The sequence below is a fragment of the Calditerricola satsumensis genome, from assembly GCF_014646935.1.
Taxonomy (GTDB): Bacteria; Bacillota; Bacilli; order Calditerricolales; family Calditerricolaceae; genus Calditerricola; species Calditerricola satsumensis.
In genome coordinates, this window is record NZ_BMOF01000029.1 from 1 (window position 1) to 22,342 (window position 22,342).

Below are 22,342 nucleotides of genomic sequence, written 5' to 3' on the forward strand. Positions count from 1 at the left end.
CGGCGGTGACGTGGGCGAGTGGCGCGGCGCGCTCACCGTGGGCCAGCACTACGCCCGCGCATCCGGCACCGCCCCGCCCTCCGGCGTGGCGGTGCCCGCCGCGTTCCACCTGGCTGCGGCCAACGCCGAGGCGGCCTTTGGCGCGGTGCCGGGTTTGCTCGGCGAGACGCTCAAGCGGGCCGGGCTGCGGCGGATGGTGGCGGGGCACGCCGATAGGGATGAGGCCCCCCGCCGCTTGGCGCCGCTCCTGCTCATGGACCAGGACGGGCGCGTGCCGGAGGGGCAGTTCGGCCCGCCCGTCATGCACCTGGATCCAACAGCCCCCGGCGGATGGCGCACCGATGTGGCCGCCATGCGGGATGCGGTGGCGTCCTTTTTGCGCGGGCCGTCCGGCGTCGTCGCGGTGGAATTCGGCGATTGGGCTCGCCTGGCCGCAGAGAAGCCGCAGATGGCCCCGGTTCGGTGGGCGGCGGAACGCGCGGCCACGCTGGAGGCACTGGACCGCCTCGTGCAGGGCATCGCCGCGCGAGTGGGGCCGGAGGATCTCCTGCTCGTCTTCTCCCCGTCCGTCCACCGCGAGGCGGAAGCGGAAGGGGCGCGGGTGATGCCGCTCCTCGTGTACAGGCCCGGCGGCGAGCCCGGCGTGGCCACCAGCACGTCGACGCGCCAGGGGGGATGGGTGACGGGCACCGACGTGGCCCCGACCGTCCTTGCCCACTTTGGCCTTTCCGCTCCGGCCGCGATGAGCGGCGCGCCGATTGCGGTGCGCCCCGGACAGGCGGATGCGGTGTTTGACGATGTGGACAAGCGGGTGGCCGTTTACCGGCTGCGCCAAAACGTGGTGCCGCCGCTTGCCCTGGCGATCATCGGCGTGCTGCTCGTCGCCTTGTGGTTCATGTGGCGCGGGCGAAGGGTCGTTTCTCCGGCGTCCCTCCCGCGGTGGTCGGCTGTGCTCCAGGGGGCCCTGTTCGCCGTGCTGGCGTTGCCCGGCGTGCTCTTGGTGCTGGCCCCCTGGGCGGTGGCGTGGCCCTGGCTGGCCTACGCCTGCGCCGCCATCGCCGCAGCCGGAGGGGCAGGGGCGATCCTGTGCCGGCTGCGCCCCTTAGCCGCGTTGGGTGTGGTGGCGGCGGGCAACGTCCTCATGATCCTGGCCGATGGCCTGGCCGGCGGGCCCCTGGCCCGCTATGCCCTCCTCAGCCATGATCCGATTATCGGGGCGCGGTTTTACGGCTTGGGCAACGAGTACTCCGGCGTCCTTCTGGGTGCCAGCGTGCTTGCCGCATCGGCCCTATGGGTGACGGTCGGGGACCGAAGGAGATGGGCGCGCGGGCTTGTGCTCGTCGGTTTGGCGGCGGCGTTTCTCTACACGGCGGCCCCCGGCGGCGGGGCCAATTTCGATGCCGTGACGGCCATGCTGCCCGCCTTTGTGCTGACGGTGTGGCGGCTTTCGGACCGGCCGATCACGCCGCGCGCGCTGCTTGTGGTCGGAACGCTTTCCGTGGGTGTAGGGGCGGCCGTTCTGTATGGCCACGCGGCGATGCCCGAGGCGCAGCTGTCGCACATCGGCCGCGCCGTTCGTCGCCTGCTTGCTGGCGACTGGGGTCCGCTTGTGGACATCGCCCGGCGCAAGTGGGACATGAACCTTCGCCTGCTGCGGGTCTCGATCTGGGGCAAGGTGTTTGTGACGTCGCTCCTCGTGCTGATCGGCGATCTCCTTCATTCCGAGGCGCGCCAGGACGCTTCACCCGTCGGGAGATTTTTGCGCGGCCTCAGCGGCGGGGCGTTGGGCACGTTCCTCGCCCTCCTCGTAAACGACAGCGGGATTGTGGCGGCGGCGACGAGCAGCCTGTTTCTCGCGGTTCCCCTCTTGTGCCTCCATCTTTCCGCGGCACAAGCGGCGGCGGCCGGCCGCCATCTTTACACTCCCTCCACATCCCTGTGATACAATGGACCCGGAAACCGCCGGGCCCGTGGGCCAGGGCCCATCAGGGGGAAAACCGATGGACAATGCCCGTGAACACAGGCGCCAAGCCAAACGCCGGCTCCGCGCGCGGATCCTGGCGGTGCGCGATGGCCTCCCCGAGGCGGCGCGCGCCGCGGCGTCGCGGCGGATTTGCGCGGCCGTTGCGGCGCTCGATGTGTGGCGCGACGCGGAGACGGTGATGCTGTATGCCGCCTTTGGCAGCGAGGTGAACGTCGACGCCCTCGTAGCCTGGGCCTGGCGCGCGAACAAGAAGGTGCTGCTTCCGCGCGTCGAGAAGGCGGAGCGGCGCATTCGGCCCTATCGGGTCGACGGTTGGGATGTCCTTGTGCCCGGCACCTATGGCATCCGCGAGCCCGATCCCGCGCGCTGCGCGCCGTGGACGGGCCCGATCGACGCCGTCATCGTCCCGGGCGTGGCCTTTGACGGCCGTGGGGGGCGGATGGGGTACGGCGCGGGATACTACGACCGCTTTCTGACCGGCCCGGCCGATGGAGCGGTGCGCGTGGCGGTGGCCTTCTCGTGCCAGGTGGTGGACGCGTTGCCGCTGGAACCGCACGATGCCCCGATGCATTGGTTGGTCACCGAAGACGGCGCCTTCCGCCTGCCGGCGAGCACCTTCGCGGTCCAAAGCCGGGCCGGCGCGATCGGGTAACGCGCCGTCAAAAAATCGCCACCAAACGGGGAAAATTCTCCTCGGCTTTAGGCGCTGGCGTTGGTGTACAATGGGGGTGGAGAATGGGGAGTTATCGGTCGCCGAAGGAGGGGACCTGTGATGTGGAAGGTCGGCATCATCACGGCCAGCGACACCGCCGCCCGTGGCGAGCGGGAAGACGAAAGTGCCCGGGTGCTGCACGAGCTGGTGCGCGAGCATCTCAAGTGCGACGTGGTGGTTTACCGCATCCTGCCCGACGACATCGAAACGCTCAAGGAGCACATGATCGAGCTGATTGACCGGGAGCACGTCGACCTGCTCCTCACCACCGGCGGCACCGGCCTGTCGCCCCGCGACGTGACGCCCGAGGCGACGCTGGCGGTGATCGACCGGGAGATCCCGGGCTTTGCCGAAGAAATGCGCCGCGCGTGCATGGCCCATTCGCGGCGGGCCATGCTCACGCGCGCCGTCGCCGGGACGCGGGGCAACGCCTTGGTCATCAACTTCCCGGGAAGCCCCAGCGGCGTGCGGGAATGCTTCGCGGCCATCGTCGACCAGATTCCGCATGCGCTGGCCATCTTGCAGGGCAAAGAGGCCGAGTATGCGGGCCAGCCTGTCGAATAACCGAGGGCCTTGCCCACCATGGAGGAGGTGACGGGCCGTGTTTTCCAACATCGGCTTTGGGGAAATTCTGCTGATCCTGCTCATTGCCCTGCTCCTGTTTGGACCGAGCAAGTTGCCGGAACTGGGGCGCGCCTTTGGGCGCACGCTGCGCGAGTTTAAGAACGCCACCAAGGGCTTAGTGGACGACGACGAGGGCGGCAATGCGGGCGAAGCGCCCAGAGCGTCCAAGTAACGCCATGCGCGTGCCCACCGGACGCATGACGGAGCAACGGAGCCTGTCGAGGGGGCGAAAACCGCTGTGCGGGACCCGGAAATGAGCTACCTCGACCATATCCAGGAGCTTCGCCGACGCGTCATCCGCGTCCTCCTTTTTTTTCTGGCCGCCCTGGTTTTGGGCTTTTTTGTCGCCCAGCCGGTGGTCGAGACGCTGAAAACCCATGACGTGGCCAAGGAGATCCCGTGGTTTGTCTTCAACCTGACCGACGCCCTGCGCGTCTACATGCAATTCGCCTTTCTCATCGCCACGCTCCTCACCCTGCCGGTGGCGCTGTATCAGCTGTGGCGCTTTGTGGCGCCCGGCCTGTACCCCGAAGAGCGGCGCGCGGCCCTCTTGTACATTCCGCTGGCCGTCGGCCTGTTTCTCCTGGGGGCGCTCTTTGCCTATTTCGTTCTCTTTCCGCTCATCGTGCGCTTTTTGAAAGCGGTAGCGGAGAACATGGGCGCCACTCCGGCCTACGGCTTGGCGCAATACTTTGGCTTCCTGTTCAATGTGGTCCTTCCTGTGGCCATCCTGTTCGAATTGCCCGTGCTGTCGATGTTTCTCACCCGGCTCCGGATCCTCAACCCGGTTGTGCTGCGCAAGTTCCGCCGCCTGGCCTATCTCATCCTGGTCGTGGTGGCGGCGGTGATCACCCCGCCGGACATCGTGAGCGCGGTCCTCGTGTATGCCCCCCTCGTCCTGCTGTACGAGATCGCCGTGTGGTCGTCCCGCGTCGTGTGGCGCAAGCAGCAGCGCGAGGACGCCGAACGGGAGGCCCGGTGGCGGGAGGAGGAACGGGCGGCGGAAGGGGAGCCGGACCGCGCCCCCGGGTGAGGGACGCCGGAAGGCCGGGCCGGGTTGCCCGGTTGCCAATCGGAGGAGTCCCTTCCACCTGAGGGTTGAAAATTCCATCCGAAGCGGTATCATAAAAGGTGGGTGCGTTAGCACTCGTCTCATCGGAGTGCTAACAAGATTCGACGCCTTTCGAGGAGGAGGATTTGCCGTGATCAAGCCGCTTGCCGATCGGGTTGTGGTGGAGCCGATCGAACGGGAGGAGAAGACGGCTTCCGGGATTGTGCTGCCGGACACGGCGAAGGAGAAGCCGCAGGAAGGGAAGGTGATCGCCGTCGGTCCGGGCCGGTGGGAGGAGGGCAAGCGCATTCCCCTGGAAGTGAAGGAAGGGGACCGCGTGCTCTTCGCCAAGTACGCCGGTACGGAAGTGAAGTATGGCGACAAGGAACTCCTGATCCTGCGGGAAAGCGACATTCTGGCCGTGATCGCGTGACGGCCGGCCGTAGGCAACGACCTTGAGGCTAAGGAGGGGACGGACGGTGGCGAAGGATATTAAGTTTAACGAAGAGGCGCGTCGGGCGATGCTCCGCGGGGTCGACATTCTGGCCAACGCGGTGAAGGTGACCCTCGGGCCAAAAGGCCGCAACGTCGTGCTGGAGAAAAAGTTCGGCTCGCCGCTGATCACGAACGACGGCGTGACCATCGCCAAGGAGATCGAGCTGGAAGACCATTTTGAAAACATGGGCGCCCAGCTGGTGAAGGAAGTGGCCACGAAGACCAACGACGTGGCCGGCGACGGGACGACGACGGCGACGGTGCTGGCCCAGGCAATGATCCGCGAGGGGCTGAAGAACGTCGCCTCGGGCGCCAACCCGATGGCCATCCGCCGGGGCATTGAGAAAGCGGTCAAGGCGGCTGTCGATGCGATCCGCAATCAGGCCAAGCCGGTGGAGAGCAAGGCGGCCATTGCCCAGGTGGCGGCCATCTCCTCGGGCGACGACGAGATCGGCCAGCTGATCGCCGAAGCGATGGAAAAGGTGGGCCGCGACGGCGTCATCACCGTTGAGGAGTCCAAGGGCTTTGCCACCGAGCTCGAGACGGTGGAAGGCCTGCAGTTCGACCGCGGGTACATCTCCCCGTACATGATCACCGATCCCGACAAGATGGAGGCCGTTCTCGAAGAGCCGTACATCCTGATCACCGACAAGAAGATCTCCGCCGTCCACGACCTCCTGCCGGTGTTGGAGAAGGTGGTGCAGACGGGGCGGCCGCTGCTCATCATCGCCGAAGACGTGGAAGGGGAAGCCCTGGCCACCCTCGTCGTCAACAAGCTGCGTGGCACGTTCACGGCCGTCGCCGTCAAGGCGCCGGGCTTCGGTGACCGCCGCAAGGCCATGCTGCAGGACATCGCCATCCTGACGGGCGGGCAGGTGATCTCCGAGGAGCTCGGTTTCGACCTCAAGAACACGCGCCTCGATCAGCTCGGCCGTGCCGGGAAGGTGGTCGTCAAGAAGGACGACACGACCATCGTCGACGGCAAAGGCGACAAGGCGCAAATCGAGGCGCGCATCAAGCAGATTCGCCAGGAGCTGGAGAACACCACGTCCGAGTTTGACAAGGAGAAGCTGCAGGAGCGCCTGGCCAAGCTCGCCGGCGGCGTCGCCGTGATCAAGGTCGGCGCATACACGGAGACGGAGATGAAGGAGAAAAAGCTGCGCATCGAGGACGCCCTCAACGCCACGCGCGCGGCGGTGGAAGAGGGGATCGTCGCCGGCGGCGGCACAGCCCTGGTCAATTGTATCCCGGCTGTGGAGAAGATCGAGGTCAGCGACCCCGACGAGGCCACCGGCGTGGCCATCGTCAAGCGGGCCTTGGAGGAACCGCTGCGCCAGATTGCGACCAACGCCGGTTTCGAAGGCTCGGTTGTCGTCGAGCGCGTGAAGAAGGAGACTCCGGGTGTCGGCCTCAACGCCGCGACGGGCGAATATGTCAACCTGATCGAGGCGGGGATCATCGATCCGGCCAAGGTGACCCGTTCCGCGCTGCAAAACGCGGCGTCGGTGGCGGCAATGTTCCTTACCACGGAAGCGGTGGTGGCCGACCTGCCCGAAGAGGAGAAGAACAACCCGACCCCGCCGAGCGGCATGGATTTCTGATCCCGGGCAATTTCCTCTCGATACCGCAGCGAAAGCCCCTGCGCGTTTGCGCAGGGGCTTTTTGCATCGCCTCTTCCCATCTTTATCCAGGCTTCACGATCGCTTTACGCCGGCTTTACGTTCCTGCGGTATAACCAAACACGTGGAAGACGTGGGGAACCGAGGCGGCGGGCGGCCATCTCCCCCGCGCTGGGGACGGCGGAAGACCGTGTGGACGAGCCGCGCGATCGGGTTGCCGTCGTGTATCAACCCATTGTTTCGCTGACCACGGGGGACATGATCGGATGGGAAGCACTGACGCGCGGAACGGACGAAACGCCCTTCGCCTCGCCCTTGGCGCTGTTTTCGTTTGCTGCCGAGGTCGATGCGCTAGATGTGCTGGAACGGATCTGCCGGGAAGAGGCGTTGCGCCAGGGACGATCCCTTCCGCCGGGGTGCAAGCTCTTTCTCAATGTCACCCCCAGGTCTTTCGCGGATCCTCCCTTTGTCAAGGGGGATACAGCCGAATGGCTGCGCCAGTGGGGGCTTGCGCCGTATGACGTGGTGTTGGAGATTACCGAACACGGGGCGATCGATTACCGGAAGTGTCGACAGGTTTTGGACCGTTACCGTTCGCAAGGCTTTTTGATCGCCCTTGACGACTTCGGGGCCGGCCATGCCGACTTGTAAGCGGTGCGAGAAGTGGCCCCGGATTTTCTCAAGGTGGATCGTTCCCTAGTTTCCCACGTGGACGGAAACCGGTCGAAACAGGCCGCCTTGGCCGCCATTGTCACGTTCGCCCGAGGGATGAACTGCAAGGTGATCGCCGAAGGAATCGAGCGGAAAGCGGAACTGGAGACGGTGATGGGTCTGGGGGTTGTCTGCGGACAAGGCTTTTTCTTGGGCCGGCCTGACAAAGGGCTCCATGGCGGTTTCGCCAAGGCGCGGGAGATGATCCGCCTGTCTGGAGTTCCGCTTCCTGCACGCGAAATTCGTCTGACCACCGATACCCGCTCACGCTCGGATTGATCAGCACCAGGCTCTGGACCGTATCCGGATAACGCAACGCATAATCGGTTCCTTTCTGCGAACGTTCATCTTGCCTTCGTGTGATTTCCATTTTCGTGGATTGTCCGGAGAATTTCCACTCCCGGATGCGCCCGGTTTCTGGGTTAACGCAAACTTAACAAAGCGCTTAAACGCGTTTAATATGCCTCCGATAGAATCGACGTTGGAAAGGACGAAATGACCGCACTACTGTAGGAGGGACCTTTGTGAAACGTGTGAAGCGGCTCTTCCATCTCGTCGCGGTACTGACGCTGGTGATGGCCATCGTGGTCGGCTGCGGCCAGGCCCAGGGGACGAACGGAAAGGCGGACAACCCAGGGCAGGCGGCCGGTGGGCAGGCGACGGAGCAGCTGTCCGGCACGATCGCCATTGACGGGTCCAGCACGGTATTTCCCATCACCGAGGCTGTCGCCGAAGAGTTCATGGCTCAGCATCCCGGCGTGCAGGTGACGGTGGGCGTGTCGGGTACCGGGGGCGGCTTTAAGAAGTTTACTGCCGGCGAAACGCAGGTGCAAAACGCCTCCCGCCCGATCAAAGACGAGGAGAAGCAAAAAGCGCAGCAAAACAACATTCAGTACGTCGACTTCGCCATTGCCATCGACGGCATCGCCGTTGTGGTCAACCCGCAGAATGACTGGGTCGACCACCTGACGGTCGAAGAGCTGAAGAAGATCTGGGAACCGAACAGCAAGGTGAAGAAGTGGAGCGACATTCGCCCGAACTGGCCGAATGAGGAAATCAAACTGTACGGCCCGGGCACCGACTCCGGCACCTTCGATTACTTCACCGAAGAGATTGTCGGCAAAGCGAAGGCGAGCCGTTCCGACTACACGGCGAGCGAAGACGACAACGTGCTTGTGCAGGGTGTTGCCGGCGACAAGTACGCGCTGGGGTACTTCGGGTATGCCTACTACGTGGAGAACAAGGACAAGCTGAAGGCGGTGCCGATTGACGGCGGCAACGGCCCGGTGATGCCGAGCGAGGAGACGATCAACAAGGGCACGTACAAACCGCTGTCTCGCCCGCTGTTCATCTACGTCAACGCCGACATGCTGAAGCAGCGCAAGGAGCTGCAAGCGTTCGTCAAGTTCTACCTCGAAAACGCGCAGAAGCTCGCGCCTCAGGTCGGGTACATCGCCATTCCGCAAAACGTGCATGAAGAGAACCTGAAGAAGTTTGAGGAAGCGCTGGCGAAGTAACCGGCAAAGACGCAACCCTTTCGAATTCCTGACCGCATTCAACATCCGTCTTCCTTCGCGGTTTCTCGGAGCGTGGCGCCCGCAGCGCAGGATGCGTTGCGCTGTGGGTTGCCACCTTTTCCCGTGTTTTCGGCAGGTTGGAACGCACAGGAAAGGAGCGTTTGGCGATGCCGAGTACCCTGCTTTCCCCCAATGTGCAGGAGAAGATGGGGAACGTGGAGCGTTCGGCCGAAGTGGAAGAAGCGGCGAAATCCACCGGCTCATCCTTTGTGCGGCGAAAAAAGCGCTTGCCCCTCAGCGAGCGGGTGATTCCCAAGATCTTGCTGGCATGCGCCTTGGTGTCCATTTTCACCACGATGGGCATCGTGGTGACGTTGCTCGTCGAAACGGTGGCCTTTTTCCAGCGCGTGCCGCTGAGCGCGTTCCTGTTTGACACAAAGTGGACCCCGCTGTTTCAACCGCAGCATTTCGGCATTTGGCCTCTTTTGGCCGGCACGTTTATGGTCACGATTATTGCCGGCGCGGTGGCGCTGCCCATTGGTCTGGCCACGGCCATCTTTCTGAGCGAATACGCGTCGGACCGCGTGCGGCGCGTGATCAAGCCGATCCTCGAGGTGCTGGCGGGGATTCCCACCGTGGTGTACGGGTACTTCGCCCTCACCTTCGTCACCCCGCTCATTCGCGCCGTCCTGCCCGAAACGGGCATTTTTAACGCGCTGAGCGCCAGCCTCGTCGTCGGCATCATGATCCTCCCGATGGTGGCGTCGCTGAGCGAGGACGCAATGGTTTCCGTTCCCCGCGCCATGCGCGAGGGGGCCTACGCCCTCGGGGCCACGCGGCTGGAGGTGGCACTGAAGGTGGTCGTGCCCGCGGCGCTGTCCGGGATCATCGCCTCCTTTGTGCTCGCTCTGTCGCGGGCCATCGGCGAGACGATGATCGTGACCATCGCCGCCGGGGCGACGCCCAAGCTGACGCTGAACCCGTTGGAGAGCATCCAGACGATGACGGCGTACATCGTCCAGGTCAGCTTGGGGGACACGCCGCACGGGACGATCGAGTACTATTCGATCTACGTCGTGGGGATGACGCTGTTCGTCGTGACGCTGCTGATGAACCTCCTGGCGCGGTGGATCGCGCGCCGGTTCCGGGAGGCGTATTGAGATGGGACGAATGGATGCGGAAAAGCGGCTCGTGGTGCGGAAATGGGCCAACCGCGTGGCGGCGGGCGTGTTCTTTTTGGCCACGATGCTGGGCATTGCCGTGCTGGTCGTGCTGATCGGCGCCATTCTGCGCGACGGCCTTCCGTGGCTGTCGTGGGAATTCCTTACCAACTTCCCGTCGCGCATTCCGGAGAAGGCCGGCATCAAGTCGGCCCTGTTTGGATCGCTGTGGCTGATGGCGCTGACGGCCCCCATTGCCTTTGTGCTCGGTGTGGCCACGGCCATCTACCTGGAGGAGTACGCCAAACCGGGGCGCCTGACGCGGATCATCCAGACGAACATCCACAACCTGGCCGGCGTGCCGTCGATCGTGTTCGGCATTCTCGGCCTGACGCTGTTCGTGCGCGGCATCGGCCTTGGCCGCTCGGTGCTGGCCGGGGCGCTGACGATGGCGCTGTTGGTGCTCCCGATCATCGTTGTCGCGGCCCAGGAGGCGATTCGCGCCGTGCCGAACTCCTTGCGTCACGCGTCGTATGCCCTCGGGGCGACGCGCTGGCAGACCATTCGCCGCGTCGTGTTGCCGGCGGCGCTGCCCAGCATCCTGACGGGGACGATTCTCGCGATGTCCCGCGCCATCGGGGAGACGGCGCCGCTGATCATGATCGGGGCCCTCACGTTCATCGCCTTCGTCCCCACGTCGCCACTGGATGCCTTCACGGTGCTCCCGATCCAGATCTTCAACTGGGTGTCGCGGCCCCAGGAAGCGTTCCATCACCTGGCCGCGGCGGGCATAATCGTCCTGCTCATCGTGCTGCTGTCGATGAACCTGACGGCAGTCTTGCTCCGCAACACGTTCCAGAAACGGTACTGAGGAGGTGGCGGTCGTGGCCCTCATCGAGGTGCGGGACTTGAACTTGTACTACGGCGAGCACCACGCGTTGAAAGGGATCTCCATGGACATCGAAGCCCGCAGCATCACCGCGCTGATCGGTCCGTCGGGGTGCGGCAAATCGACGTTTTTGCGCACGCTGAACCGAATGAACGACATGATCAAGGGCGTGCGCATCGAGGGGACGGTGCGCATCGGCGGCGACGACATCTATGCCGACGACGTCGACGTGGAGCTGTTGCGCAAGCGGGTGGGGATGGTGTTCCAGCAGCCCAACCCCTTCCCCAAGAGCATCTACGACAACGTTGCCTTCGGCCCGCGCATCCACGGCGTCACCGACAAGCGGGAACTGGACGAGATTGTCGAGCGCAGCCTGCGCCAGGCGGCCCTGTGGGACGAGGTGAAGGACGTCCTGAAGAAGCCGGCCCTCAGCCTGTCCGGCGGGCAGCAGCAGCGCCTGTGCATTGCCCGGGCCTTGGCGGTGGAGCCCGACATCCTGCTTATGGACGAGCCTACGTCGGCCCTCGACCCCATCTCGACGGCGAAGATCGAGGAGCTCATCCAGGAGTTGAAGAAGGACTACACCATCGTCATCGTCACCCACAACATGCAGCAGGCGGCCCGCGTCTCCGACCGGACGGCCTTCTTCCTGCAGGGCGAACTGGTGGAGTACGGGGACACCGCCGAGCTGTTCCACAACCCGCGCGACAAGCGGACAGAGGATTACATCAGCGGGCGATTTGGCTGATGTGTGGGTCGACCATTGCAACGAGCCACGCGGCGACCAGCGTCCACAGCAGAAGGATGGCGCCGCCGGCGAGCCAATTGCGCGGCACGTTCGCCGCGCGCTTTTTTTCGGCCTGCTGGCGAAGCTCTTCCCAGATCGGCCGGGGAATCAGCTTGATGGCCAGCGCGATGCCCAGCGGAAGTACCAAGGCACGCGCGGGTCGCGGGCGGCGAGGGCCAGAACGTGGAGGAGCGTTTTGAGCGATTTGGCGCGTGTTCTTAGGTGATCCAGTCTGTGCCAAACCATCATGGAGATGCGCTCCTTTCCCGTGATCTCGTACCATTCGGGTCATGAAGTGGCGGTGGTCAAACGTCAGCACGTTGTTGCTGCGCGGTGCGGACGGGAGCGGTAAAATGACGAGGGGAAGCGACGAACGGTATGGCGTCTCTCCGCAAGATTGGGAGCCAAAGGGGTGGGCGAGCCATGGAACCGGTTGACCTCCTCGTGCTGGCGACGCTGATTTTCGTCGCCGCCGCCCTTTACTCCTCCGTGGGACACGGCGGGGCGTCCGGCTATCTCGCGGCCATGGGGCTCTTGGGCGTGGCGCCGGCGGTGATGAAGCCGACGGCGCTCATCTTGAACCTGCTGGTGGCCTCGTTGGCGGCCCTGCAGTTCGGGCGGGCAAAGGCCTTCTCGTGGTCGACATTTTGGCCCTTTGCCGCCGGTTCCATCCCGATGGCCTATCTTGGCGGTCTCCTGGACGTGCCCCCGTCGGCGTACAAGGTGCTGGTGGGCCTCGTTCTGCTGTACGCGGCGTACCGCCTATGGCGGCGGCCGACGATGGCCGAAAAGGTGGTGCGAAAACCGCCGCTTTTGCTCGCGCTGCTTGCCGGGGCGGGCATCGGTTTCCTCTCCGGGCTCATTGGGGTGGGGGGCGGCATTTTCCTGTCCCCGCTGCTGCTGTTTGCCGGATGGGCCGACCCCAAGACGACGGCGGGCGTTTCGGCGGCGTTTATCCTGGTGAATTCCGCTGCCGGTCTGTTGGGCCACACCTCCGGCGTCATGGCCATCCCGCCGGAAGGGGTGTGGTTTGTCCTCGCGGCGGTGGCGGGTGGCGCGCTGGGGTCCCGCTGGGGCAGCCGGCGCTTTGGTCACGCCCGGATGCGCCGGCTCTTGGCGGTGGTGCTGGTCATCGCTGGAGGGAAGATGCTCGTGGCCTGACAAAGGATCCTGGGCCCTCACCCACCCTTGCTTGAAGGCGGGGCAACGGGTGGGAATGGGCCGCGTTAATTGACAAGCATATCAGCATATGCTTAATTAACGATGGGGGTGAAAACGAACGATGGAATGGGACGCGCTGGCGGACTGCTTCAAAGCCCTTGGCGACAAGACGCGATTGCGCATTCTGGCCTTGTTAAAGGTGGAAGAACGGTGCGTTTGCGAACTGGTGGAGATGTTGGGGATGACGCAGTCGGCCGTGTCCCAACACCTGAGGCGGTTGAAACAGGCGAAACTGGTCAAGGAGCGGCGCAGCGGCCAATGGGTGTTCTATTCGCTGGACGGCTCGATGTACCCGTTTTTTGAGGACGTTGTGCGGATGCTTCCGGATCTGCGGGAAGAGGTGGAGCGATTCAAACAGCGCGGGCGAAAGGTCGTATGCGAGTGACGGTCCGGTTGGCGCGCGAACGAAACGAAAGGGAGGGGTTGTGTGAACGGAGTGGCGAGAAGGCTGGCGTTTTTGGATCGCTACTTGACGCTGTGGATTTTCTTGGCCATGATCGCCGGCATCGGCTTGGGGTATCGTTTTCCGGATGTGGTCAACCTTCTCACGCGTTTTCAAGTAGGAACCACCTCCATTCCCATCGCCGTTGGCCTGATCTTGATGATGTACCCGCCCTTGGCCAAGGTGCGCTATGAGGCGTTGGGCGAGGTGTTTCGCAACGTTCGCGTGTTGGGGTTGTCGCTTCTCCAAAACTGGGTCATCGGCCCCGTGTTGATGTTTGTCCTGGCGATCCTCTTTTTGCGGGACCAACCGGAATACATGGTCGGGCTCATCCTGATCGGCCTGGCCCGATGCATCGCCATGGTGATTGTATGGAATGATCTGGCTGACGGAAACCGTGAATATGCGGCGGGGCTGGTGGCGTTCAATTCCGTGTTCCAGGTTCTCTTTTATTCCGTTTACGCCTATCTTTTCGTCACCGTTTTGCCTGCGTGGCTTGGGCTGGAAGGCGCAGTGGTGGCGATCACCATGGGCGAGATTGCCCAAAGCGTGCTGATCTATCTCGGCATTCCCTTTGTTGCGGGAATGATCACGCGCGTGGTGTTGATCCGGTGGAAGGGCCGTGAGTGGTTCGAGACCCGTTTTGTTCCCGTGATCAGCCCGCTCACCCTGATCGCCTTGTTGTTCACGATCGTGGTCATGTTCTCGCTGAAAGGCGAGCTGGTGCTGCAGCTCCCGCTGGACGTCCTCCGCATTGCGGTTCCTCTGGTCCTTTACTTTGTGGTCATGTTCCTCGTCTCGTTCTTCATGGGCAAAAAGGTGGGGGCCGACTATTCCCAAACGGTGTCGATCTCGTTTACGGCCGCCAGCAACAACTTTGAATTGGCCATCGCCGTGGCCATCGGCGTCTTTGGCATCGACTCCGGCGCCGCCTTTGCGGCCGTAATTGGCCCGCTTGTGGAAGTGCCGGTTCTCATTGGGTTGGTCAACGTGGCCTTCTGGCTGCGACGAAAATATTTTCTGGGCGCTGCCATGAGAGGGAGCTGACGTGCGGTTTCGAAGAGGCGAGGATGGACAAAAGGGGGCGTGATCATGCCAAAGAAAATCCTGTATTTCCTGTGCACGGGCAACTCCTGCCGCAGCCAAATGGCGGAGGGGTTTGCGAAAACGTACCTTGGCGATCGGTTTGCGGTCTACAGCGCAGGGATTGAAGCGCACGGCCTCAATCCCCTGGCGGTGAAGGTCATGGCGGAAAAAGGGATCGACATTTCCGGCCAGACGTCCGACGTGATCAATCCGGAGCTGTTGGCCAAGGCCGATTACGTCATCACGCTGTGCGGCGACGCCAACGACCGCTGTCCGGCAACGCCCCCGCACGTCAAGCGCGAGCACTGGGGGTTTGACGATCCGGCCAAAGCGACGGGGACCGAGGAAGAACGCCTGGCGGTCTTCCGGCGCGTGCGCGACGAAATCGAAGCGCGCATCAAACGCTTCGCCGAGGAACTCGAGGAGAAGGGGAGCGCGTGATGCCCAAACCGGTTGTAGGCAAGAAAAGCCCTTGGCTTGCCAATACGGCGATGCCAAGGGCTTTTTACATGCGGTCGCGTGCTTGCTTTCATTCCTCAACCAGCAGCTGCCGTTCATGCTCGTTCCCCTTTTTCGCCATTCCATTTCGTGTTTTCGCCTGGCGCCAGGTACCGCTGCTCCAGGGCTTCCAAAAACGCCTTCAGCGCCGGCGCGTTCAACGCGTAAAAGTTCCACTTGCCGATGCGCTGTTCGTGAACGAGCCCCGCTTCCCGCAGTTCGCGCAGATGGTACGAAACCTTGGACTGCGCCAGATCGAGCGCCTCTTGGATCTCGCACACGCACACCGCATCCGGGCAGCAGGAGACGGGGGACGGCGCGTCGATTGCCGTCCGCCCCCTCGCCACCAGGTCGAGAATGCGAACGCGCAAGGGATCGCTGAGCGCATGGGCGACTTTGGACAGCTCGTCGATCGAAAGGGTCACGTCCATCATCCCATCCTTGCCTGAAGCGTCACGTCAACTCCGTCTGAGGCTGATCGATGATCGGACGGATACGTGCTTGAAAGCAAGGCGTTAGCAGCAGGATGAGGAGGCGTCCTTCGCTCCCGCCTCGCTCTCCGCCGCGCAGCAGGCAGATGCGGGCCGACTCGATCGCGCTACGTCGGCGTCACCCTTCACCACAAACACTTCCCATTCGTGGCCGTCCGGGCTGGTGACCCAGATTTTGTCCTGGCGCGCATAGCAGCACACCGTGTCCATTTCCTCTCGAACCTTGAGTCCTGCTTTGGTAAGGCGGGCCTTGGCCTCCAGCACTTCCTCCGTCGACCGGACCTGGATGCCGAAGTGGTTGATGCCACCGCGGACGTCCCCGCCTTCGTTCAGCGTGAAGTTGAGCGGTGGGTCGTTCAGGTCAAACTTGGCGTATCCTGGCCGCACCTTGACGGGCTCGACACCGAAGAGGCGGCGATAGAAGTCAAGCGACGCGTCCAGGTTCCGCACATGGATTGCCACGTGGGTTTTGCGGCTCATCGTTTCCCCTCCGATCAAGAAAAATTGATTGGTTTCCATCAAAAATAATTGATTCGAAATGATGGTGTCAAGCAAAAAACCCCTATGCATGGGTTCGTTGCCCGTAGATGCCAACGGGGGAAATGGTTTATCCAAATCTTTGCGTACGCTTAACCGGGCGTTTGCGCCACGTTTACACGCCGGTGATAGGGTGGAGGTGACGGAAACAGACCAACGGGAGAGGTGAGCCGCGGTGGAACCGATCAGTCGCCGGCAGTTTTTGACGTACCTCGGCGTGGGCGCGGCGGCCATGCTCGGCTCGATGGCCAGCCTCCATCCGGTGGCGCAGGCGGCCGCGGCGGTGGAGAAGGCGGCGCGGCCGTCGCGCCGGAGGGGGCGCGGCCCGTCGCCCTTCGCCCGTTTCCGTTCCCTGCCGCCATTGCGGGAAAATGACGTGATCGTCCCGAAAGGCTTTACCTACACGATTCTGGCCTCCTTCGGCGACACGATCAACGCCAAAGGGGAGAGGTTTGGCGACAGCGCCGACCTTACCGTCTACTTTCCCATCGACGCCCTTTCTGGCGGCACCAACGCGGAGGACGGCCTGTTGTGGGTGAACCACGAGTTTCCCGTGCCGGGCCATTATCTGAAACTGCTCGGAATCGACCCCGACACCTTTTCCAAGGACAGGCTGGCCCAGTACCCGGAATTGCTTCGGCTGCAGAAGCAGGCCGTCGGCGGTTCCGTCATCCGCGTGCGGAACGAGAACGGCACGTGGAGGATGGTGCAAGATGAGCGGTACAACCGCCGCATCGACGCGACGACGCCGATGCAGTTGACCGGCCCGGCGCGCGGGTCGGCGGCGGTGAAGGGGGCCACCGTCGTCGAGGGGACGCTGGGCAACTGCGGCGGCGGGCGGACGCTGTGGAACACGGTGCTGTCGTGCGAGGAGAACACGGAGTACGGAAGGGTCTACGGATGGCCCGATTTCGTTGACGAGCATTACGGGTGGGTGGTGGAGATCGACCCCTTCAACCCCGACGCCCCCATCCGCAAGCACACGGCGCTCGGCCGCTTTGCCCACGAGAATGCGGCGATGACCCTGACCAGGGACGGGCGCGTCGTCGTGTACATGGGGGACGACAAGGCCGACGAATGCTTCTACAAGTTCGTCAGCGCCAAGAAATACAACCCGCATCGCCGCGAAGCCAACTTCGACATGCTGGAGAGCGGGACGCTCTACGTGGCCGATCTACGAAATGGCCGGTGGATTCCGCTGGATTACGAGACGAACGAGAAGCTGCGCACGTACCAAAAGGACGGCAAGCCCTTCTTCAAGAGTCAGGCCGACGTGCTGACGTACACGCGGGAGGCGGCGCGCGCGGTGGGCGGCACGCCCCTCGACCGGCCGGAAGACGTGGAGATCCACCCCCTCGACGGCACGGTGTACCTGGCGCTGACGAACAACCCGAAGCACGGCAACTTCTACGGCCAGATTCTACGCTTCATTCCCGAAGGAGGGGACCACGGCAGCGACACGTTCACCTTTGAGGTGTTTGCCGTCGGCGGTCCGCAGAGCGGCCTGTCCTGCCCGGACAACCTCTGCTTCGACTCGGCGGGGAACCTGTGGGTGGCCGTTGACTACGACCCCAGCGAGACGGGCGCGTACGCTCCCTTCGGCAACTGCGGCTTCTTCTTGGTTCCGACCGACGGCCGGCATTGCGGGGAAGCGCTGCAGTTCCTCTCCGGTCCCGACGGGTGCGAGACGACGGGACCGTGTTTCACGCCGGACGAGAAGACGCTGTTTTTGGGCATCCAGCATCCGGACACGTGGAATCCCCATCCGCGGCACGGCTTTGGCCGCTCGGCGGTGATCGCGGTGACGCGGGGTTAGCCTGCCGCCGCGGACGAAAAACGGGCGGGCCAATGGCCGGCGATCCGCAACCTTTGGGCGTTGCGGATCGTCTTATTTTTTTAGCAAAACTGTCGCAGGCATGCCGATCCATCGAGCGAGGAGGATGCAACCATGCCCCAACATGCGAAAGGAGCCTTTCCCGAAGCGCCTCATCCTCGTCTGGCGCACGTCATCGCGCAGGTGGAGCGGGTGGTGATTGGCAAGCGCGCGGCGGTGGAAACCGTGCTCGTCGCCGTGCTCGGCGGGGGGGCACGTGCTCGTGGAAGACGTGCCCGGCGTGGGAAAGACGGTGTTGGTCCGCGCCCTGGCGAAGGCGTTGGGCTGTTCCTTTGCCCGCATTCAGTTTACGCCGGACCTGCTGCCCTCTGACGTGACCGGCGTGTCCGTGTACGACCCGCGGGAGGGCCGCTTTTCCTTCCGCCCCGGGCCGGTCATGGCCAACATCGTGCTCGCCGACGAGATCAACCGCACCTCGCCCCGGACGCAGGCAGCCCTGTTGGAAGCGATGGAGGAAGGCAGCGTGACGGTGGACGGGGTGACCCACGACTTGCCGCGGCCCTTTGTCGTCCTCGCCACGCAAAACCCCGTCGAGTTCGAGGGGACCTATCCCCTTCCCGAGGCGCAACGGGACCGCTTTCTGCTCACGTTGCGGCTGGGCTATCCGACGCCTGACGAAGAGGTGGCCATGCTCACGCGGCTGCAGCTGGCCCACCCCGTGGCCGACGTGGAGCCGGTGCTGGACCCGGATGGGGTGCGCGCGCTGCAAGACGAGGTGCGCCATGTTCGGGTGGACGAGGCGGTGAAGGCGTACATCGTGGCCCTCGTGCACGAGACGCGACAGCACCCGGCCGCTGGGCTGGGGGCCAGTCCGCGCGGGTCGCTGGCGCTGTTTCGCGCCGCGCAAGCCCGGGCCTTTTTGCGCGGCCGCGCCTATGTCGTCCCCGATGATGTGCAGGCGTTGGCCGTTCCCACGCTGGCCCACCGCTTGGTGCTGCGGCCCGACGCCCAGCTGGAGGGGTGGACGCCCGAAGCGGTGGTGGAGGACGTTTTGCGCCGCGTGCGCGTTCCCGTGTTGCCCGCGCCAAAGAGGGGGGTATGACCCGTGAACGCGCGTGTGCAAGGCATCTCTCGCGCGGCGCGGCAGATAGGCCCGATCCTCACGGCGTGTTGGCGGGCGTGGTTGCTGGCGGCGGCAGCCTACGCCTTTTCCCGCTTTCAAGGGAGCGCGGTGAGCTGGTTCCTTTGTTATACGGCGATGCTCCTTGCCGCCTACGGGACGGCCCTCGCCCTCGTGGGGATTGCCTTTGTCCGCGTACGGCGCGCGCGTGCGGAGCTGACGGGAACGGCGGGGGAACGGCTTGAGGTGGTGCTCGAGGTGGAGCGCGGGTGGTTGCCGCTGCCGTATTTGTTGGTGGAAGACGACTGGCCGCCGGCTTGGCGACGCTGGGGGAATCCCTCCGCCTTCCTGCTGCCCGGTTTTCGCCGCCGCCTGCGGATCCCGCTGGCCGTGGATCCGGCGCCGCGGGGAGAGGTGCATCTTTCGGCCGTTACCCTGCGCACCGGCGACTGGTTTGGCCTCGTGCGGGTGCAGCGCGTCGTGCCGCTGCCGGGAGTGGTGCGGGTGTACCCGCGGGTGTGGACGTCCGCCGCTTCGCTGTTTTGTGCCGGCCCGCTGCGCGGGCATCGCCGATCGGGGCGACGGTTGCGGTCCGAAGCCGTGGAGGTGGCCGGCGTGCGGCCCTATCAGCCGGGGGACCCGCCGGTGCGCCTGCACTGGAAACTGTCGGCCCACCGCGGCCAGCTCCTGACCAAACGGTTCGCCTTGTCCCCGGATCACGAGGAGGTTGTGGTCGTGTTCAATCGCGCGGCCCACGACTACCGTCTAAACGACGAGGCGCGCTTTGAAGCGGCGGTCAGTGCGGCGGCAAGTATGGTCGTCGGGGCGCTGGCGGCGCGCCGGAAGGTCACCTTTGTGTCCGGGAATCCGGCATGCGTGTGGGCCTTGGGGCCGCAGGAGGCCGCCGCGCACCGGCGGCTTTTGGACCACCTCCTCACGGTGGCGCCGGACGAGAGCAGCGTTTTTGCCCACACCCTGCGCGATGTCCCGCAGCGGGTGGGCGCGGCCCATTGGGTGGTGATCACGCCGCGCCTCGATGGGGAGGACCTCTCCCTGTTGCGCAGGCTTGCCGCGCGCGGCGAGGACGTGGTGGTGTGCTGGGTGCCGCCGGCGGGTCTTGACGCGGGCGCGGCGGCCGATGGCGTGCCCGGCTCGGGAACGGCCGCAGCAGGGGAACGGCGACCGGCGGCCCTTGCCGCGTTGGCGGCGGCCGGCATCCCCGTGTATCGCACGACAGAACGGGGCCTTGTGCGCCTGCCGGTTGGAGGTGGCGTGAATGCGGGCGGCCAATCCCCTTGATCGCGTGCAGATGGCTGAAGGAGCGGCCCATGCCGCACGGGGGCGTCTGCGCGTCGCGGAGCCTTCACCCCAACGCGCTGCCCCACGCCGGTTTGGCCGCTGGACGGATGCGGCGTTGGCGGCTGGGCTCCTGGCGCTCATGGTGGAGTGGATTCTGCCCCTTCCGGAGATCAGCGACACGGGCGGCGCGCCGTTGTTTGTGGCGCTGCTTGCCGCGTGGACGGCCGTGCGCGCCGTGGGGCGCGGGCGCATCGCGCTCCTTCTCCACCTTGGGGTGACGCTCACGGCGTTTCCCCTCTTTTTTGGCTACGCGCCCTGGCCGCTCGGGTGGATGGGCGAATGGGCCGCGCGCATGCTGGCCGACGCCCCGAAGGTCGCGGCGGGGGCCTGGCTGTTCCTCGATCCGATGACACGGACGGCGGGCTTCTGCCTGTTCTTGTGGGCGGTGAGCGGACTGGCTTACCGCGAGGCGGTGGTGCGCCGTCGCCCCCTCGGGGTCGTCGTGGGCACCGTGGCGTATCTGGCCGCCCTCGACACCTTCACCCCCTTTGCGGGGCGGTGGGCCGTGATCCGCGCGGTGGCGGTCGGCCTGCTGCTCTTAGCCGCCGCGACGCGGATGCGCTTGCAGGAAGCCGGTGGTTTGCGCGTGCTCGCCACGGGCGGCGCGTGGCGGTGGTGGCGTGGGGCCATCACCGTCCTGGTCGGCTGCGTGACCGTGGCGGCCCTGGGGCCCGTCTTTCCTCCCGCCTGGCCCGATCCGCTGGCCCATGTACCGGGCCTTCGTCCGAAGGCGGTGCAGCGAATCGGGTACGCCGCCGATGACCGCGTGTTGGGCGGCCCGCTTCTTCTGGATGACACCGTCGTGTTCACCGCCCGCACGTCGGGGCGCCACTACTGGCGCGGAGAGGCCAAGGAGGTGTACACCGGGCGTGGATGGGAGTCCCGCCAGGAAGACGCGTGGCAGTCCGTCGTGTCGACGGACGAACCGGTGCTGCCCGCTCCGCTGCTGCAATGGACGGGTCGCGCCCGCGTGGTGGCGCAAGCGGTGCGCTTTGCCGACGACGCGCCGCCGGCCGTTCGCCGCCTCGTCTTTTACGGCGGAACCCTCGCGGACCTCCGCGTGGCCAAAGACGGGGACAGGATTGCCGGCTACACGGCGACGGCGGTCCTCGGCGAGGTGGAGGTGGCCGCGCTGCGCCGCGCACCGCTGCGGACGGAGGGGATGGTGCCGTACCTGCAGCTTCCGGCGTCGCTGCCCCAGCGGGTGCGGGAAAAGGCGCGGGAGCTGACGGCGCCGTATGCCAACCCGTACGACAAGGTGATGGCCATCGTGCGCCATCTGCGTTCCGGAACGTACCGGTACGAGACGGACGACGTGCCCGTTCCGGGACCGGGACAGGATTTTGTCGACCATTTTCTGTTTGAAATCCGCCGCGGCTATTGCGACCACTTCTCGACGGCGCTGGTGGTGCTGGCGCGCGCCGCGGGCATCCCGGCGCGCTGGGTGAAGGGCTTTGCGCCGCCGCGCGAACAGCGCGAGGACGGGGAAAGCGAAGTGGTCGTGCGCAATCGCCACGCCCATTCCTGGGCAGAGGTGTACTTCGAGGGGGTCGGCTGGGTGCCCTTTGAGCCGACGCCGGCCTTTCTCAACCCGGTGGCGTTTCGCGAACCGGCGGATGAGCTCCAGCGCCCGTCCTCGACCGCGAGGGATCCGATGGCGTCTCCGCCCCGTCCGGCCCTTGAGGACGCCACCCCGGATGAAGGGGCCCATTCGGGGCAACCCGACAAGCGCGGGCTTGCCGAATGGGGGATCGGGTGGCCGGGATGGGGAACGACCGGCATGCGCACGGGGGCCGGATTGGCCGCGCTGGTGCTGACGGCCGCAGCTTGCGGCGCGTTTGCCCTCGCCCTTTCGCCGCGCCTGCGCTTCCGCCTGGCTGCGCGGTGGGTGGCGCATCGGGCGCGCAGGCGGCCGCCGGCCGAAGGATTGCGCCTGCGGTTCGAGTGGCTCTTTGCCTGCTGGATGCGGCGCACCGGCGCCGCCGAGGGCCTTACGGTGCGCGGATTTGTCGAAGCCGTTGAGCGCCGCAGGGGAGCGCCCTTTCCCCCGCTGCGGGCGTGGGCGGCGGCGTACGAGCGGGTGCGCTACGGCGGCGCGGTGCCGGATGCGCAGGAGCGGGCGGAATTGGAGTCCCTCTGGACCCGCCTGATCGAGCGGTGGCCGCGGGGATGAGGCGACGGGAACCGGACGGCGTTCCCCCCTTC

21 protein-coding genes and 2 pseudogenes are annotated in these 22,342 nt (G+C 65.2%); 20 read left to right on the plus strand and 3 right to left on the minus strand.

The annotated features are described in order from the left end of the window. From IEX61_RS07730 to pstB, 12 genes and pseudogenes are all read left to right on the plus strand, one after another. On the plus strand, nucleotides 1–1,942 hold a 1,942-nt coding region (locus IEX61_RS07730), incomplete at its 5' end, for a hypothetical protein (protein ID WP_188817436.1). A gap of 58 nt (nucleotides 1,943–2,000) precedes the next feature. Continuing rightward, nucleotides 2,001–2,636, plus strand: a complete 636-nt coding sequence (locus tag IEX61_RS07735) for a 5-formyltetrahydrofolate cyclo-ligase (RefSeq protein WP_188817438.1) — start codon at nucleotides 2,001–2,003, stop codon at nucleotides 2,634–2,636. A gap of 120 nt (nucleotides 2,637–2,756) precedes the next feature. Next, the gene (locus tag IEX61_RS07740) at nucleotides 2,757–3,260 is read left to right on the plus strand and encodes a MogA/MoaB family molybdenum cofactor biosynthesis protein (protein WP_054669430.1); all 504 of its coding nucleotides are present in this window, start codon (nucleotides 2,757–2,759) and stop codon (nucleotides 3,258–3,260) included. A 37-nt stretch (nucleotides 3,261–3,297) separates the two neighbouring features. Continuing rightward, a complete protein-coding gene (locus IEX61_RS07745; protein ID WP_054669427.1) occupies nucleotides 3,298–3,492 on the plus strand; it encodes a twin-arginine translocase TatA/TatE family subunit in 195 nt (64 codons plus the stop codon). Between the two features lie 81 nt (nucleotides 3,493–3,573). Beyond that, nucleotides 3,574–4,353, plus strand: a complete 780-nt coding sequence (gene tatC, locus IEX61_RS07750) for a twin-arginine translocase subunit TatC (RefSeq protein ID WP_229725775.1) — start codon at nucleotides 3,574–3,576, stop codon at nucleotides 4,351–4,353. Nucleotides 4,354–4,522: 169 nt separating this feature from the next. Beyond that, on the plus strand, nucleotides 4,523–4,804 hold the full coding sequence (gene groES, locus IEX61_RS07755; protein WP_054669423.1) for a co-chaperone GroES: 282 nt from the start codon (nucleotides 4,523–4,525) through the stop codon (nucleotides 4,802–4,804). A 46-nt stretch (nucleotides 4,805–4,850) separates the two neighbouring features. Beyond that, nucleotides 4,851–6,467, plus strand: a complete 1,617-nt coding sequence (gene groL / locus IEX61_RS07760; protein WP_054669420.1) for a chaperonin GroEL — start codon at nucleotides 4,851–4,853, stop codon at nucleotides 6,465–6,467. Nucleotides 6,468–6,677: 210 nt separating this feature from the next. After that, nucleotides 6,678–7,475: pseudogene (locus IEX61_RS12485) on the plus strand (EAL domain-containing protein). A 245-nt stretch (nucleotides 7,476–7,720) separates the two neighbouring features. Continuing rightward, the gene (locus tag IEX61_RS07775; RefSeq protein ID WP_218185343.1) at nucleotides 7,721–8,713 is read left to right on the plus strand and encodes a PstS family phosphate ABC transporter substrate-binding protein; all 993 of its coding nucleotides are present in this window, start codon (nucleotides 7,721–7,723) and stop codon (nucleotides 8,711–8,713) included. A gap of 167 nt (nucleotides 8,714–8,880) precedes the next feature. Beyond that, entirely contained in the window at nucleotides 8,881–9,873 is a 993-nt protein-coding gene (gene pstC / locus IEX61_RS07780) for a phosphate ABC transporter permease subunit PstC (protein WP_373277049.1), read from the plus strand. A 10-nt stretch (nucleotides 9,874–9,883) separates the two neighbouring features. Then, nucleotides 9,884–10,744, plus strand: a complete 861-nt coding sequence (gene pstA, locus IEX61_RS07785) for a phosphate ABC transporter permease PstA (RefSeq protein WP_229725776.1) — start codon at nucleotides 9,884–9,886, stop codon at nucleotides 10,742–10,744. Nucleotides 10,745–10,757: 13 nt separating this feature from the next. Then, entirely contained in the window at nucleotides 10,758–11,510 is a 753-nt protein-coding gene (gene pstB, locus IEX61_RS07790; protein ID WP_083462839.1) for a phosphate ABC transporter ATP-binding protein PstB, read from the plus strand. Here the strand turns inward: pstB and IEX61_RS07795 are convergent. Next, the gene (locus IEX61_RS07795; protein WP_054669409.1) at nucleotides 11,491–11,697 is read right to left on the minus strand and encodes a hypothetical protein; all 207 of its coding nucleotides are present in this window, start codon (nucleotides 11,695–11,697) and stop codon (nucleotides 11,491–11,493) included. The two genes, pstB and IEX61_RS07795, sit on opposite strands and share 20 nt — an antisense overlap. A gap of 275 nt (nucleotides 11,698–11,972) precedes the next feature. On the opposite strand from IEX61_RS07795, the gene IEX61_RS07800 reads away from it, so the two are divergent. From IEX61_RS07800 to arsC, 4 genes are all read left to right on the plus strand, one after another. Next, entirely contained in the window at nucleotides 11,973–12,710 is a 738-nt protein-coding gene (locus tag IEX61_RS07800; protein WP_054669406.1) for a sulfite exporter TauE/SafE family protein, read from the plus strand. Between the two features lie 121 nt (nucleotides 12,711–12,831). Beyond that, nucleotides 12,832–13,155 (plus strand): ArsR/SmtB family transcription factor, encoded by a 324-nt coding sequence (locus IEX61_RS07805; RefSeq protein WP_054669405.1) that lies wholly within the window; start codon nucleotides 12,832–12,834, stop codon nucleotides 13,153–13,155. A 51-nt stretch (nucleotides 13,156–13,206) separates the two neighbouring features. Beyond that, on the plus strand, nucleotides 13,207–14,259 hold the full coding sequence (gene arsB / locus IEX61_RS07810; protein ID WP_308423726.1) for an ACR3 family arsenite efflux transporter: 1,053 nt from the start codon (nucleotides 13,207–13,209) through the stop codon (nucleotides 14,257–14,259). Between the two features lie 45 nt (nucleotides 14,260–14,304). Beyond that, nucleotides 14,305–14,739 (plus strand): arsenate reductase (thioredoxin), encoded by a 435-nt coding sequence (gene arsC / locus IEX61_RS07815; protein WP_054669401.1) that lies wholly within the window; start codon nucleotides 14,305–14,307, stop codon nucleotides 14,737–14,739. Between the two features lie 113 nt (nucleotides 14,740–14,852). Here the strand turns inward: arsC and IEX61_RS07820 are convergent, their stop codons facing one another. Next, nucleotides 14,853–15,230: an ArsR/SmtB family transcription factor gene (locus IEX61_RS07820; protein WP_054669396.1), complete on the minus strand. Its 378-nt coding sequence runs from the start codon at nucleotides 15,228–15,230 to the stop codon at nucleotides 14,853–14,855. An 81-nt stretch (nucleotides 15,231–15,311) separates the two neighbouring features. Next, on the minus strand, nucleotides 15,312–15,767 hold the full coding sequence (locus IEX61_RS07825) for an ArsI/CadI family heavy metal resistance metalloenzyme (protein ID WP_054669437.1): 456 nt from the start codon (nucleotides 15,765–15,767) through the stop codon (nucleotides 15,312–15,314). Nucleotides 15,768–15,999: 232 nt separating this feature from the next. On the opposite strand from IEX61_RS07825, the gene IEX61_RS07830 reads away from it, so the two are divergent. The 4 genes and pseudogenes from IEX61_RS07830 (at nucleotide 16,000) to IEX61_RS07845 (ending at nucleotide 22,310) form a co-directional block, all read left to right on the plus strand. Then, nucleotides 16,000–17,640 (plus strand): PhoX family protein, encoded by a 1,641-nt coding sequence (locus IEX61_RS07830; RefSeq protein ID WP_188817444.1) that lies wholly within the window; start codon nucleotides 16,000–16,002, stop codon nucleotides 17,638–17,640. A gap of 132 nt (nucleotides 17,641–17,772) precedes the next feature. Beyond that, nucleotides 17,773–18,760 (plus strand): annotated as a pseudogene (locus IEX61_RS07835) (AAA family ATPase). Nucleotides 18,761–18,763: 3 nt separating this feature from the next. After that, nucleotides 18,764–20,077: a DUF58 domain-containing protein gene (locus IEX61_RS07840; protein WP_188817445.1), complete on the plus strand. Its 1,314-nt coding sequence runs from the start codon at nucleotides 18,764–18,766 to the stop codon at nucleotides 20,075–20,077. Continuing rightward, the gene (locus IEX61_RS07845; protein ID WP_188817448.1) at nucleotides 20,055–22,310 is read left to right on the plus strand and encodes a transglutaminase domain-containing protein; all 2,256 of its coding nucleotides are present in this window, start codon (nucleotides 20,055–20,057) and stop codon (nucleotides 22,308–22,310) included. Before IEX61_RS07840 ends, IEX61_RS07845 begins: the two co-directional genes overlap by 23 nt. The last annotated feature ends 32 nt before the right edge of the window (nucleotides 22,311–22,342 follow it).

What these genes read in the sequence shown, in the direction of transcription:
- IEX61_RS07735 (WP_188817438.1), top strand. Translation starts at nt 2,001, where the DNA reads ATGGACAATGCCCGTGAACACAGGCGCCAAGCCAAACGCCGGCTCCGC.
- IEX61_RS07740 (WP_054669430.1), top strand. Translation starts at nt 2,757, where the DNA reads ATGTGGAAGGTCGGCATCATCACGGCCAGCGACACCGCCGCCCGTGGC.
- tatC (WP_229725775.1), top strand. Translation starts at nt 3,574, where the DNA reads ATGAGCTACCTCGACCATATCCAGGAGCTTCGCCGACGCGTCATCCGC.
- pstC (WP_373277049.1), top strand. Translation starts at nt 8,881, where the DNA reads ATGCCGAGTACCCTGCTTTCCCCCAATGTGCAGGAGAAGATGGGGAAC.
- pstA (WP_229725776.1), top strand. Translation starts at nt 9,884, where the DNA reads ATGGATGCGGAAAAGCGGCTCGTGGTGCGGAAATGGGCCAACCGCGTG.
- IEX61_RS07800 (WP_054669406.1), top strand. Translation starts at nt 11,973, where the DNA reads ATGGAACCGGTTGACCTCCTCGTGCTGGCGACGCTGATTTTCGTCGCC.
- IEX61_RS07805 (WP_054669405.1), top strand. Translation starts at nt 12,832, where the DNA reads ATGGAATGGGACGCGCTGGCGGACTGCTTCAAAGCCCTTGGCGACAAG.
- arsC (WP_054669401.1), top strand. Translation starts at nt 14,305, where the DNA reads ATGCCAAAGAAAATCCTGTATTTCCTGTGCACGGGCAACTCCTGCCGC.
- IEX61_RS07820 (WP_054669396.1), bottom strand. Translation starts at nt 15,230, where the DNA reads ATGATGGACGTGACCCTTTCGATCGACGAGCTGTCCAAAGTCGCCCAT.
- IEX61_RS07825 (WP_054669437.1), bottom strand. Translation starts at nt 15,767, where the DNA reads ATGAGCCGCAAAACCCACGTGGCAATCCATGTGCGGAACCTGGACGCG.
- IEX61_RS07845 (WP_188817448.1), top strand. Translation starts at nt 20,055, where the DNA reads ATGCGGGCGGCCAATCCCCTTGATCGCGTGCAGATGGCTGAAGGAGCG.